The organism is Streptomyces sp. NPDC005962, assembly GCF_040629205.1.
Taxonomy (GTDB): Bacteria; Actinomycetota; Actinomycetes; order Streptomycetales; family Streptomycetaceae; genus Streptomyces.
On the sequence record NZ_JBEXVE010000004.1, the window covers coordinates 383,246 to 395,771 of the forward strand.

The following is a 12,526-nucleotide window of genomic DNA, read 5'->3' on the forward strand; positions in this document are numbered from 1 at the left end:
GCGCGCCGGTGAGGCGTGCCGCGGCCATTCCGGGTTACCCATGATGCATGGGACCGATCAGTGACATCGACCGGCAGCTGTTCGCGCGGGTCGCGGCCGGCCGGCTGCGCGGCGCTCATCCCCTGCTGCCCCGGCTGAGCCGGGCCGCCGATCACGGCAAGCTGTGGTTGGGCACGGCCGGGGTGCTCGCGACCGTGGGCGGGCGCACCGCGCGGCGGGCGGCGCTGCGGGGCGTCGGCTCGCTCGCGGCCGCCTCGCTGGCGTCGAACCTGGTGGTGAAGTGGACCGTGGAGCGCCGCCGTCCGGTGATGGACGGGGTGCCGCTGGTCCGGCGGCTCCGGCAGCAGCCCTGGACGAGTTCCTTCCCCTCCGGGCACTCCGCCTCCGCGGCCGCCTTCGCGACCGGGGTCGCCATCGAGTCGTCCCGGTACGGCACCCTGGTCGCCCCGCTCGCCGCCGCCGTCGCCGTCTCCCGGGTCTATGTGGGCGTCCACTACCCCAGCGATGTGGTGGCCGGGGTCGCCCTGGGGATCGGGGCGGCCGCGCTCACCCGCCGCTGGTGGCCCGCGCGCCCGGAGGTCCCGGCGCAGGCCCGGCCGCGGGTCTCGGCGCCCGCCATGCCCAAGGGCGAGGGGCTGTTCGTGGTCGTCAACCACAGTGCGGGCAACAGCCCGGTCGCGGGCGGGTTCACCGACGCCGAGCAGCTGCGACTGCTGCTGCCCGCGGCCGAGGTCCTGGAGTGCGGGCCCGAAGACGACTTCATGACGCTGCTCGGCCAGGCCGCCCGCCGGGCCACGGAACGGGCCGGGGCGCTGGGGATCTGCGGCGGGGACGGCAGCGTCAACGCGGCGGCCACGCTCGCCTGCGAGCGCGGGCTGCCGCTCGCCGTCTTCCCCGGCGGCACCCTCGACCACTTCGCGCTGGACATCGGCGTACCGAACTTCGAGGACACCGCGCACGCCGTGACCGAGGGCGACGCGGTCGCCGTGGACCTCGCCCGGGCCACCCCGCTGGCCGGAGGAGCCCCGGGAGAGGGGCCCAGTCACTTCGTCAACACCTTCAGCCTCGGCTTCTACCCCGAGCTGGTGCGGATTCGCGAAAGCCTGGAGGACCGGCTCGGCAAGTGGCCCGCGGCCGCCGTCGCGCTCGGCCGGACGCTGCGTACGGCCACCCCCATGGAGATCGAGGTCAACGGGCATCCGCGGCGGCTGTGGGTGCTGTTCATCGGCAACGGCGGCTACTCCCCCGAGGGGTTCGCGCCCGCGTACCGCCAGCAGCTGGACGACGGGCTGCTCGATGTCCGGGCCATCGACGGCGACCAGCCGCTGGCCCGGACCCGGCTGCTGTTCTCGGTGCTCACCGGCACGCTGGGGCGTTCGCGCGTCTATACGACCCGCCGGATGCGGCAGCTGCGCCTCTCCGGCCTGCACGCCCTGGACACCCGCGCCTACGACGGCGAGATCGCGGCGGAGCCCGCGCAGGCGCTGCTGATCGACAAGCGGCCCGCCGCGCTCACCGTCTACCGGCCCGCGCAGCCGCAGAACGAACTGCTGCAGCGGGCCCGCACAGCCGCCGCGAAGGCGAAGTGGTGGCGTGCCGTACTACGCAAGTAGTACGCGAAAGTCTGTGCTCAAGGACGACGACGGAGCGGGGTCCGACCGTCAAGGATGAGAGTATGGACGTTGACGGATCGGCCCAGGGGGCCTCGACGTGACCTCGCTCGCGCTCTCTGTGCTGCTGGCACTGGCCTCCTCGGTGTGTTACGCCGCCGGGGCCATCCTCCAGGAGCATGTCGCGGCGACGACGCCGCTGCACACCACCGGCCCGCTGCGGCGCGGGAGCTGGTGGACCGCGGTGAGCCTGAACGGGGCCGGGGCGGTCCTCCATGTGATCGCGCTGGCCTACGGGACGCTGAGCGTGGTGCAGCCGCTGGGCGCCCTCACCATCGTCTTCGCGCTGCCGATGGCGGCGATGTTCGTACGGCGCCCGGTCGGCGCGGCCGGGTGGCGGGGGGCGGTGCTGGCCACCGCGGGCCTGGCCGGGCTGCTCTCGCTGACCGGTTCGTCGCGGTCCCAGGCGCTGTCGGACGGGGAGCGGATCACGCTGGCCGTGGTCACGCTCTCCGCCATCGCGGCGCTGGCGCTGATCGCGCGGTGGCTGCGGCCGGGCGGGCTGCGCGCGGTGCTGCTGGCCACCGCCGCGGGGACCTCCTTCGGCGTCTCTTCGGTGTTCGTCAAGAACGTCGCCGTGGAGGGCAACTGGGGTTCCTGGGCCGACGTCCTGCCCAGCCTCGCCATGATCGGGCTGCTGGCCGGTGCCGGGGTGCTGCTGTCCCAGGCGTCGTACCACGGGGCCGGTCTGGCCTCGCCGCTCGCGACGGCCACGGTGGTCAACCCCGTGGTGGCGACGGCGGTCGGCGTCGCCGCGCTGGGCGAGCACTTCCAGCACGGCACGCCGGGCACCCTGCTGGCGGTGCTCGCGGCGCTGGTGGCGAGCACGGGGCTGGTGATGCTGACGGTGCACGGCGCGGAGACCGGGACGGATACGGTCCGGCCGCCCGAGAACGACGGTCCCGACGACCGGCCCCCCGGTCCCCCGGTCCCGGAGGCGGCCTTGCCCCGGCTGACCCGCCGGATTCCCCGGCCCCGTCACCCGGCCCGCAGGCGCACCCCCGACCGCGGCGAGGCGGTGCTCCAGAGCCACGGATAGCGCGTCACCGCGGCCGGCGGCGGATGGTCAGCGGGTGCGGTTCCGGCCCACGTACACGTTCCGGGCCCGGTAGGAGGTGTCGCCGCCCGGGCCGGAGGAGCCCGAGGAGCCCTCCATCTGGAGGTTGATGATGAGCCACAGCGGCTTGCCGACGAAACCGGCGCCGCGGTGGACGGCCTTCCAGGTGCCGTCCAGGTAGTAGTGGATGTCCACGTCGGTGGCGTTCACCTTGGTGATCCAGGCGCGGTAGGTGTGCCAGTTCCCGGGGCCCGAGACCCCGACGATCGTGCTGGACACGTCCGAGGAGCTGCGGAAGGTGTTGAACCAGTTGTTGGAGTTGCCCTTGAACTCCAGGATGTCGCTCTCCGGCGGCCAGCTGTTGACCCCGGTCAGCCAGAAGGCGGGCCAGGTCCCGGCCCCGCTCGGCGCCTGGAACTCGCCCCTGACCTCGTAGTCGGGGAACTGGTCGGTGACCACGATCTGGTCCTTCGCGTGCACCGCGCCCGAGTGGTAGCGGATCGGCAGATGCGGGGACGAGCCGCTGGTGCCCTCGTCCCAGGTGATGCGGGTGGCCTTCAGGGTGAGCACCCCGGAGGCGAGAGTGATGTGGTTGTGGTCGGTGGAGCTGCCGTACATCCGGGCGCTCCCGTTGTGGTCGGAGCCCCACGGGTAGAGGTAGTTCCACTCCGCCTCGAAGGCGCCGTAGCTCCCGAAGGAGCCGTTGATCACGTCTTCCCAGGTCGCCGCCGGGGCGGCGGCGACCGCCGGGCGGTCCCACCCGGCCAGGGCCGCGGCCCCGCCGAGGGCGGCTGCTCCGCCGAGGAATCTCCTGCGTCCGTACGACTCGCCCGGTGCTGACACGCCACGCATGGCCGCCTCCCGAAGTCCGAAACTTCGAACACAAGCAAACAGGAGCCACCACAATCCCGCGACCCCCAGAAGACGTCAACGGTTCGGGACGGAGCCCGGCGGGGAAAGGTCCGGCGCGGGACGGTGTGTTAACCGGACGTTAGCTCTTCGTCCGGAGTCTGTACGCCGCCCCCTGTCCGCACCGACGCTGCGTTGCGCGGCGACCGCCCCGCCCGGCGGACGGCCCGCCTACCGCACGTATCTGGAGGCCCAGTGAGCGACACCGGCTCAGCGCAACACCCCCGTACCCCCTGGCGAGCCGTGATCGGCGGCTCGATCGGCAATCTCGTCGAATGGTTCGACTGGTTCGTCTACGCCAGCTTCGCCACCTACTTCGCCGGTGCCTTCTTCCCCAAGGGCAATGACACCGCGCAACTCCTCAACACCGCGGGCATCTTCGCCGTCGGCTTCTTCATGCGCCCGATCGGAGGCTGGCTGCTGGGCCGGTACGCCGACCGGCGCGGGCGCAAGGCCGCCCTCACCCTCACCGTGACGCTGATGTCGGCCAGCGCGCTGCTCATCGCCATCGCTCCGACCTATGACCAGGTCGGCTACTTCGGCGCGTTCATCCTGCTGGTGGCCCGGCTGCTCCAGGGGCTGTCGGTCGGCGGCGAATACGCGGCCAGCGCCACCTATCTCACCGAGGCGTCCCAGCCCGGCCGCCGCGGCTTCGTCTCCAGCTTCCAGTACGTCTCCATGACCATGGGCCAGCTCATCGGCCTCGGCCTGCTGATCACGCTGCAGCGCACCATGACCGACGACTCGCTGCACTCCTACGGCTGGCGCATCCCGTTCATCGTGGGTGCCCTGGCCGCCGCGGTGGTCTTCTGGCTGCGGCGCAATCTGCTGGAGACCGAGGCGTACACCGAAGAGGAGGGCGCCCAGGACGGGTCGGCCGAGCGCGGGAGTCTTCGCCAACTGCTGCTTCACCGCAAGGAGGCGGCGCTGGTCATCGCGCTGACCATGGGCGGCACGGTCGCGTACTACACGTACACCACCTATCTCACCAAATACCTGTCGAACACCGCCGGGCTGAGCAAGTCCGACGCCTCGCTGGTCAGCTTCTGCGCCCTGTTCCTGTTCATGCTGCTCCAGCCCGCGGCCGGAGCGCTGTCGGACCGGATCGGGCGCCGCCCGCTGCTGATCACCTTCGGCTTCGGCTCGATGCTCGGCACCGTGCCGATCATGACCGCGCTCTCGCACACCGACACCTTCCTCGGCGCGCTGGTGCTCTCCCTGTCCGCACTGGTCATCATCACCGGCTACACCTCCATCAACGCGGTGGTGAAGGCCGAGCTGTTCCCCACCCATGTCCGGGCGCTCGGCGTCGCGTTGCCGTACGCCCTGGCCAACGCGGTGTTCGGGGGCACGGCGGAGTATGTGGCGCTGTGGTTCAAGGACGCCGGAGCGGAGTCCGGCTTCTACTGGTACGTCTCCGGCTGTGCAGCCGTCTCGCTCATCGTCTACCTCACGATGCGCGAGACCCGGGACGCCGCCCTCACCCGGGAGGCGGCCGGGGAGCGGGCCGAGGGCCTGCGGAAGACCGCTGTCTGAGCCGTCGGGCGGCCGCCTACCCTGAAGCCCATGCACGTTCTCCTGGTCGAAGACGACGACCGGCTGGCGGCCGCGCTGACCGCCGCGCTCGACCGGCTGGGGCACCAGGTCGTCCGGGCCGGGCGCGCGGACGACGCGCTCCGGCTCAAGGACGGCGCCGATTTCGTCCTGCTCGACCTGGGGCTGCCCGACATGGACGGGCTGGAGGCGCTGCGCAGACTGCGCCGCGCCTCCGCCGTCCCGGTCATCGTGGTCACCGCCCGGGCCGCCGAGCGGGACGTGCTCCGCGGTCTGCGCGGCGGCGCCGACGACTACCTGGTCAAGCCGTTCCGCACGGCCGAGCTGATCGCGCGCATGGAGGCCGTCGTACGGCGCGGAACCCGGCCGCTGACGGCCGCGGGCCCCGTGATCGCGGTCGGCGGCGTACGCATCGACCTGGCCACCCGGCAGCTGGAGGTGGACGGCCACCCCATCGCCCTCACCCGCCGGGAGTTCGACGTCCTGGCGCTGCTCGCCCGCGAACCCGGTGTCGTCCGCAGCCGCGAGGAGATCCTGGACGCGGTCTGGGGCGACCTGCTGCTCTCGGCGTCCCGCTCCCTGGATGTCCACATCGCCGGAATCCGTTCCAAGACCGGCCGTCCGGAGCTGGTGGAGACGCTGCGCGGCACCGGATACCGGCTGGGAACCGGCGGATGCACCTGAGAATCCTGACGGTCTACACCGTGCTCATCGCGTGCCTGGTGGCCGCGCTCGCCGTGCCCTTCGCCCGCGCGTACTCCTCCCACCGCACCGGTCAACTGCTGCTGGAGCGGCGCGCGGACGCGACCCGCCTCGCCGAGCTCGCCGATCAGGCCATCCGCGACGGCTACACCGCCGGGCTCGTCCAGGAGGTGTCCCGCTTCCACCAGCTGTACGGCACCGCGGTGGAGATCCGCGGCCGGGACGGCGAACGGGTGGCGGGCGGCGGCGCCTGGCAGCGCGGGCCCGCCGAGCGGGCGCTGTCCGGCCGTACCACCGGCAGCCTGCCCCTGGTCACCCCGTTCGGCCCGGCGTCGGTGGTGATCGCCGAGCCGGTCGGGCGGGACGCCCAGGTCTCCGGTGTGGTGCTCATGCGGGTGGCCACGGCCACCGCCCGGCGCGAGGTGACCCTCGTCTGGGCGGCCGTCGCGGGCGGCTCGCTCATCGCGGTGGCCTGCGCGCTGATCGCAGCGCGCCGGCTCGCCCGGTGGATTCTGCGGCCGGTCACCGAACTGGACCTCACCACCCGGGCCATCGCCGAGGGCCGCATGGACGCCCGGGTCCGCGACGGCGGCCGCGGACCCGCCGAGCTGCGGCTGCTGGAACGGCGGTTCAACGCCATGGCCGACGCGGTCTCCACCGCCCTGGACCGGCAGCGCGCCTTCGTCGCGGACGCCTCGCACGAGCTGCGCACCCCGCTGACCGTGCTGTCGCTGCGGCTGGAGAACCTGGAACCGCATCTGCGGGAGAGCGGGACCGGCGACTACGCCGAAGCGCTCGCGGAAATCGACCGGCTGGCCGAGCTGCTGGAAGATCTGCTGGAGCTGGCCCGGGTGGAGTCCGGGGCGGCCGCCCCCGAGCCGATCCCGCCCGCGGCGCTCGCCACGCGGCTCGCCACCTGGCGCGAGGTGCACGCGGCGCGCGGGCTGACCCTGGTGGTGGACGTCGGCCGGGCGGGCCCGGACGCCCCGCCGCTGCCCGCCCCGGCCGCCCGGATCGCGGACATCGCGCTGGACAACTCGGCCAAGTTCGTGCCGTCCGGCGGTACGGTCACCGTCTCGTACGACGCCGCCGGAGCGCTGCGGATCGCCGACGACGGCCCCGGGCTCACCCCCGAACAACTGGCCGCGGCCCCCGGCCGCTTCTGGCGCGCCCCGGACCACGGCAACGTCCCCGGCAGCGGCCTGGGCCTCGCCATCGCCGCCGAACTGGCCCGCTCCTGCGGCAGCGAACTGACCCTCCGCGCCGCCGAGCCGCAGGGCCTGGTCGTGGAGCTGCGGCTACCGGTGGTCTAGGGCGGGCCGCTCTCCCCCACCCCGCCCCTTCCCGAAACGGGGGACACCCCCGCCCCCGACGATGCGGGCAGCGCACCCACGCACACCGGAAGCCCACCACGCCCCAGCAGCGGCAGGCGAGACGGTCGAGCGCCCGGATGGCGAGCCGCCGCACTCTACGGCCGGTTGTCAGCCGTAGGTGGCTCGGTAGTGGGCGGCGGCGCCTGGGTGGAGGGGGACTGTGCCGGTGCCGATGGCGTAGCGCTCGTCCAGGCGGCTGCCCGGGGCGTCCGGCACCGGTAGCTGGTCGCGGCGTTCGAAGAGGACACCGGTGAGCGCGCGGGCCGTACCGTCCGCGAGTCCGGAGCGGCAGACGAGGTAGCTGGGCGTGCCCACGGTGGGGGTCGGTCCCCGCGTCCCGTACGCACCGGCCGGGATGGATGCCTCCTCGTAGACCGGGCCGTGGGCCCGGCGCAGCGCGCGGGCGAGGCCGCCAAGGGGGATCAGGCGGAGCGGGCGGCGGTGGGCGAGCTGGGTGACGGCCCAGGTGGGGGCGCCGCCGGACCAGAAGAAGGCGTCCACGTCGCCCCTGGTGAACGCGTCGGCGGAGGCGCCGAGCCCGAGGCGTACGGCGCGGACGTCGCGTACTCCGGCGGCGTCGAGCACCCGTCCGGCGGTCGTGGAGGTGCCGGACTCGGCGGCGCCGACGGAGACGGTGCGCCCGGCCAGCTGGGCGGGGCGTTCGATCGGGGAGTCGGCCGGTACGACCAGGTGGAGGTAGTTGAGGTACAGCCGGGCCAGGGCCGTGACCGGTATGCGGCGGGGGAAGGTGCCGCGCCCCGCGGCGGCGTCGGCGGCGCTGTCGGCGAGGGTGAGCGCGAGGTCGGCCCGGCCGTCGCCGAGCATGCGCAGGTTCTCCACGCTCGCCGCGGTGGTGAGCACCCGCACGGTGAGCCCGTGGTGGGCCCGGTGCGCCTCGGTGGCGAATCTGCTGCCGAAGGTGGCGTAGGGCCCGCCCCGCGGGCCGGTGGCCAGCCGCACCCGGGCGGAGGGCCCGGGGTCCGAACAACCGGCGAGCCCGCCCGCGGCGAGCGCGAGCAGCAGACGGCGTGGAACGGTGGGCACCCGCCGATGCTAACCGCCGGAATGAGGTGGCCAGGGGGACGTACCGGTCAGCGGGCCATCGCGCTGAGCTGGGCCCACACCACGCGGCCGCCCGCCGCGCCCGGCCGGTCCCCCCACGCCTCGGTCAGGGCGCGGACGAGGGCCAGGCCCCGGCCGCTCTCGTCCTCCACGCCCGCCTCCCGGGGCATGGGGCCGAGCGGGCCGCCGCCCTGGTCGGCGACCTCGACGTACAGCGAGCGCCGCTCCTGGGCGCGCAGTACGCAGAGGATCTGGTCGCTCGCGGTGTGCACGAGGGCGTTGGTGAACAGCTCGGACATCACCAGCTCCGCCGCGCCGCATACGTCCTCGTCGAAGCCCCAGCAGGGCACCCGGCTCCGGACGAGCCGTCGCGCCGCGGCGACCGAGGCACCCCGGGCGGGCAGTTGCAGGCTCTCCTGGCGGAGAGCCGTATCAACACCGGCGGAGGTCATGTGAGAGGCCATCGTCGAGCGCTGACGCAATGCCACAGCCATGTGCCTTCCGTCCGTCTACCTGTGGGGGCGTGAATGCCGTACGTGAATGCCGCAAGTGCGCGACAGGGCAGCCACGTTGGGGACCGGTCACGACGCCACTATCGTTCCTGCGAGCATCAGTTGGCAAGGCGCGTTCTGCAAAATGCAGAATGACCACGGCAGTCTGTCCCACTCACATCGGGCATGGCACACTGAGACGCACAACACCGTGCGAGGAGGTACGACGTGGGTGAAGCGCGGTCTGCCCCGACCGTCGGGCAGATGGTCCTCGGCATGCGGCTGCGGCACCTCCGCGAGCAGGCCGGGGTCGGCTATGACACGGCCGCGAAGGCACTGCACGTCAACCAGACCACGGTGCGCCGGATGGAGAAGGCCGAAGTCGGCCTGAAGCTCCCCTATGTGGAGAAGCTCCTCCACACCTACGGCGTCGGACAGGACGAGGTGGAGTCCTTCCTCGGACTCGTCGAGGAGGCCAACAAGCCCGGCTGGTGGCACCGGTTCCGCGATGTACTGCCGGACTGGTTCAGCCTCTATGTGAGCCTGGAGGGCGCCGCCAGCCGTATCCGCGCCTACGAACCGCACTTCATCCCCGGTCTGCTGCAGACGGAGGACTACGCCCGGGCGCTGCTGCGGATCGGCTTTCCGCAGGGCACCCAGGAGGAGATCGACCGCCGCGTGGCTCTGCGGATGGAGCGTCAGGAACTGCTCTCCAGACCGGACGGGCCACATCTGTGGGCCGTCATGGACGAGACGGTGCTCCGCCTGCACATCGGCGGACCGCAGATCATGCGCGCCCAGATCGACCGCCTCATCGAGTCCGTCCAGCTGCCGAACGTGACGCTGCAGGTGGTGCCGTTCGCCGCCGGGCCGCATCCGGGCATGGGCGGTCCCTTCCAGCTGTTCCGGTTCCAGATCCCGGAGCTGCCGGACATCGTCTACGCCGAGGGCCTGACCGCCGCCGGCTATCTCGACCAGCGCACCGACGTGGCCGCCTATCTGGAGGCACTGGACCGGATGGGGACCCGGGCCACACCGGCGCGCCGCACGGAGACCTTTCTCCGTGAGATTCGCAAGGAGCTGTGACTGTGGATCAGGAACACGTCTACAACGGCATGCCGGCCACCCGTCTGGCGACGGAAGGCTGGCGCAAGCCCTGGAGCGGCCCCAACGGCGGTGCGTGCGTGGAGGCCCTGCGGCTGCACGACGGGCGGATCGCCCTGCGTCAGTCGACGGACCCCGACGGCCCTGCCCTGATCTACACGCACCACGAAATGGAGAAGTTCATCCAGGGCGCCAAGGCCGGTGCCGCGGACTTCCTTCTCACCCGACCCGACCCCAACCTGACCACCTCGGCGGGTACCGCACCGGAACGGAGGGCGGCGTGACCGACTACGGACTCGCCCCGGACCAGCAGATCGACACCACCAAGCCGCACCCGGCTCGGATGTACGATTTCTATCTCAACGGCAAGGACCACTACGAGGTCGACGCGGAGGCCGCCGGAAAGGTCCTGTCGGTCTACCCGACGGTCCGGCTCAACGCCACCGTCAACCGCGGCTTCATCCACCGGGCGACGCGCTGGCTGGCGGCCGAGGCGGGCATCCGGCAGTTCCTGGACATCGGGACCGGCATCCCCACCGAACCGAATCTGCACCAGGTCGCCCAGAGCGTTGCCCCCGAGGCCCGGGTCGTCTACACCGACTACGACCCCATCGTGCTCGCCTACGCCCAGGCCCTGCTGCGCGGCACCCCCGAGGGGCGCACCGCGTACGTCCAGGCCGATGTGCGCGAACCGCGGCGGATCATGGCGGCGGAGGAGCTGCACGAGACGCTCGACCTGAGCAAGCCGGTCGCGCTGTCGGTGAACGCGCTCTTCCACTTCATTCCGGAGGAGGAGAAGCCGTACGACATCGTCCGTGAGCTGATGGGCGCCCTCGCCCCGGGCAGCTATCTGATGCTGACGCACTCCACGTCCGACTTCCACGCGGAGACATGGCAGAAGGTGATCGCCGTGTACAAGGAGAGCGGCATATCCTTCACGACCCGCGGCCAGAGCGAGGTCGCGGGGTTCTTCGACGGTCTGGAGCTCGTCGAGCCGGGCGTCTCGGAGCCGCACGACTGGAAGCCGGACCCCGGCGACCGCCCGGACGAGATCCGCAGCGCGGACATCAACATGTGGGCCGGGGTGGCCCGTAAGCCGTAGCCCCGGCCCGGGCCCCGTGGTTCCGTTACGGCTCCCCGGGGCCGATCGTTACGGCTCCCCGGGGCCCGTTACGGCTCTTACGCCTCTTGAGGGCCGACCGTTACGGCTCCTCGGGGCCGTCGACCGTGAAGCCCAGTACCGCGCCGCCGCCGGGGCGGGGGCGGGCGAAGACCGTGCCGCCGTGCGCGAGGGCGACCTCGTGCACGATGGCCAGCCCCAGCCCGGAGCCGGGCAGGCTGCGCGCGCCGGGGGCGCGGTAGAAGCGGTCGAAGAGCCGCGTCCGGTCCTCCTCCGCGATGCCGGGCCCCCGGTCGCGTACTTCGACCCGGTGCCCGGACACCACGACCTCGACGGGCCCGGTGCCGTCCCGGTCGAACTTGGCGGCGTTCTCCACCAGGTTGGAGACCGCGCGCAGCAGGGCGGCCGGGTGGCCCTCGACGAGGGTGTCGCCCTTGACGCGCACCGTGATCTCCCGGCCGGTGCGGCGGCGGGCGAGGGTCGCGGCCTTGGCGGCGACCTCGTCCAGGGACACCTCGGTGCGCGGTTCGTCGTCCCGCTGCCCGGCCGCCAGGTCCACCAGTTCGTTGACGAGGTCGGTCAGCTCCCGGGTCTCCCCCGCCAGATCGGCGAGCAGTTCCTCGCGCGCGGCGGGCGGCAGCTTCTCGAAGCGGCTCAGCAGCGAGATGTTGGTGCGCAGCGAGGTGAGCGGGGTGCGCAGTTCGTGTCCGGCGTCCTGGACGAGGCGCCGCTGGTCGTCCTTGGAGCGGGCGAGACGGCCGAGCATGCCGTCGAACGCCCGGCCCAGCCGCCCCACCTCGTCGTCTCCGGCGACCGGGACCGCCACCTCCATCCGGCCGGTGGCCGCCACGCTCTCGGCGACCCGGGTGAGCCGTACCAGCCGCCGGGTGATGCGTCCGGCGAGCCACCAGCCCGCCACCCCGGCGGCCCCGATGATCGCGACGACGAACAGCGCGGTGCGCTTCTGGAGTTCGCGCAGCAGATCCTCGGTGTCGCTGATCTGCTGGGCCACTTGTACGGCGCCGCGGTGGTCGCCGAGCGCGACGGTCGCCATCCGGTACTGGTCCTCGCCGATGGAGATGCTGCGCTGCACGATGGTGCCCGCGGTGACGGCCGCGGCCATCTCCTGGTCCTCTTCGCCGACCGGCAGCGCGGGCTTGCCCTCGTCGTAGACGGCGCCCCGGCCGCCCAGCACCTGGACGTCCATGCGGCTGATCCGGCGCAGATCGTCGCGGAGCCCGTAGGGCACCGGGACCTCGGAGGGGTACTGCCGCAGGATCACCTTCTGGCCCCGGACCTGGGTGCGCAGATCGCGGATGACGTCGGTGAACGCGGACTTCTGGTCGACCCGTACGAGCCCGGCCGCGGCGTCGTAGCTGAGGAAGCCCACCAGGAGGGTCACCACGGCCGCCAGCGCCGCGAAGGAGAGCGCGAAGGTGGTGTGCAGGCTGGGCCGTGGGTTACGGCGGGGCCGAAGGCGCACC

12 protein-coding genes are annotated in these 12,526 nt (G+C 72.7%); 8 read left to right on the plus strand and 4 right to left on the minus strand.

Annotation, left to right across the window (positions count from 1 at the left end; genetic code table 11):
• Window positions 1–47 precede the first annotated feature (47 nt).
• Window positions 48–1,613: a phosphatase PAP2 family protein gene (locus tag ABZ370_RS10040; protein ID WP_358618726.1), complete on the plus strand. Its 1,566-nt coding sequence runs from the start codon at window positions 48–50 to the stop codon at window positions 1,611–1,613.
• A gap of 97 nt (window positions 1,614–1,710) precedes the next feature.
• On the plus strand, window positions 1,711–2,709 hold the full coding sequence (locus tag ABZ370_RS10045; RefSeq protein ID WP_358618728.1) for a DMT family transporter: 999 nt from the start codon (window positions 1,711–1,713) through the stop codon (window positions 2,707–2,709).
• Between the two features lie 27 nt (window positions 2,710–2,736).
• Here ABZ370_RS10045 and ABZ370_RS10050 read toward each other — a convergent pair whose 3' ends face one another.
• A complete protein-coding gene (locus tag ABZ370_RS10050) occupies window positions 2,737–3,579 on the minus strand; it encodes a family 16 glycosylhydrolase (RefSeq protein WP_358618730.1) in 843 nt (280 codons plus the stop codon).
• A gap of 252 nt (window positions 3,580–3,831) precedes the next feature.
• Between ABZ370_RS10050 and ABZ370_RS10055 the strand changes: the two genes are divergently transcribed.
• Genes ABZ370_RS10055 through ABZ370_RS10065 form a run of 3 tightly spaced genes read left to right on the plus strand, consistent with a single transcriptional unit; the run spans window position 3,832 to window position 7,205 of the window.
• Window positions 3,832–5,172: an MFS transporter gene (locus ABZ370_RS10055; protein WP_358618732.1), complete on the plus strand. Its 1,341-nt coding sequence runs from the start codon at window positions 3,832–3,834 to the stop codon at window positions 5,170–5,172.
• A 30-nt stretch (window positions 5,173–5,202) separates the two neighbouring features.
• Window positions 5,203–5,874 (plus strand): response regulator transcription factor, encoded by a 672-nt coding sequence (locus tag ABZ370_RS10060; protein WP_358618733.1) that lies wholly within the window; start codon window positions 5,203–5,205, stop codon window positions 5,872–5,874.
• Window positions 5,865–7,205, plus strand: coding sequence for a HAMP domain-containing sensor histidine kinase (locus tag ABZ370_RS10065; protein ID WP_358618735.1), 1,341 nt, complete (start codon window positions 5,865–5,867; stop codon window positions 7,203–7,205). Before ABZ370_RS10060 ends, ABZ370_RS10065 begins: the two co-directional genes overlap by 10 nt.
• Before the next feature lie 168 nt (window positions 7,206–7,373).
• Here the strand turns inward: ABZ370_RS10065 and ABZ370_RS10070 are convergent, their stop codons facing one another.
• Window positions 7,374–8,309 carry a TAXI family TRAP transporter solute-binding subunit gene (locus tag ABZ370_RS10070; protein ID WP_358618737.1) on the minus strand — a complete coding sequence of 312 codons (936 nt, stop codon included), beginning with the start codon at window positions 8,307–8,309 and terminating at the stop codon, window positions 7,374–7,376.
• A gap of 47 nt (window positions 8,310–8,356) precedes the next feature.
• On the minus strand, window positions 8,357–8,821 hold the full coding sequence (locus tag ABZ370_RS10075; protein WP_358618739.1) for an ATP-binding protein: 465 nt from the start codon (window positions 8,819–8,821) through the stop codon (window positions 8,357–8,359).
• Window positions 8,822–9,046: 225 nt separating this feature from the next.
• On the opposite strand from ABZ370_RS10075, the gene ABZ370_RS10080 reads away from it, so the two are divergent.
• Genes ABZ370_RS10080 through ABZ370_RS10090 form a run of 3 tightly spaced genes read left to right on the plus strand, consistent with a single transcriptional unit; the run spans window position 9,047 to window position 11,024 of the window.
• Window positions 9,047–9,904 (plus strand): helix-turn-helix transcriptional regulator, encoded by an 858-nt coding sequence (locus tag ABZ370_RS10080; protein ID WP_358618741.1) that lies wholly within the window; start codon window positions 9,047–9,049, stop codon window positions 9,902–9,904.
• 2 nt (window positions 9,905–9,906) lie between these two features.
• Window positions 9,907–10,206 carry a DUF397 domain-containing protein gene (locus ABZ370_RS10085; RefSeq protein WP_358618743.1) on the plus strand — a complete coding sequence of 100 codons (300 nt, stop codon included), beginning with the start codon at window positions 9,907–9,909 and terminating at the stop codon, window positions 10,204–10,206.
• Window positions 10,203–11,024, plus strand: coding sequence for an SAM-dependent methyltransferase (locus ABZ370_RS10090; protein WP_358618744.1), 822 nt, complete (start codon window positions 10,203–10,205; stop codon window positions 11,022–11,024). Before ABZ370_RS10085 ends, ABZ370_RS10090 begins: the two co-directional genes overlap by 4 nt.
• A 100-nt stretch (window positions 11,025–11,124) precedes the next feature.
• Here ABZ370_RS10090 and ABZ370_RS10095 read toward each other — a convergent pair whose 3' ends face one another.
• Window positions 11,125–12,525: a HAMP domain-containing sensor histidine kinase gene (locus ABZ370_RS10095; RefSeq protein WP_358618745.1), complete on the minus strand. Its 1,401-nt coding sequence runs from the start codon at window positions 12,523–12,525 to the stop codon at window positions 11,125–11,127.
• Between the last annotated feature and the right edge of the window lies 1 nt (window position 12,526).

Bases quoted from the DNA above. Each gene is read 5' to 3' on its own strand.
- ABZ370_RS10060 (WP_358618733.1), top strand. From the start codon at position 5,203: ATGCACGTTCTCCTGGTCGAAGACGACGACCGGCTGGCGGCCGCGCTG.
- ABZ370_RS10065 (WP_358618735.1), top strand. From the start codon at position 5,865: ATGCACCTGAGAATCCTGACGGTCTACACCGTGCTCATCGCGTGCCTG.
- ABZ370_RS10050 (WP_358618730.1), bottom strand. From the start codon at position 3,579: ATGCGTGGCGTGTCAGCACCGGGCGAGTCGTACGGACGCAGGAGATTC.
- ABZ370_RS10075 (WP_358618739.1), bottom strand. From the start codon at position 8,821: ATGGCTGTGGCATTGCGTCAGCGCTCGACGATGGCCTCTCACATGACC.
- ABZ370_RS10040 (WP_358618726.1), top strand. From the start codon at position 48: ATGGGACCGATCAGTGACATCGACCGGCAGCTGTTCGCGCGGGTCGCG.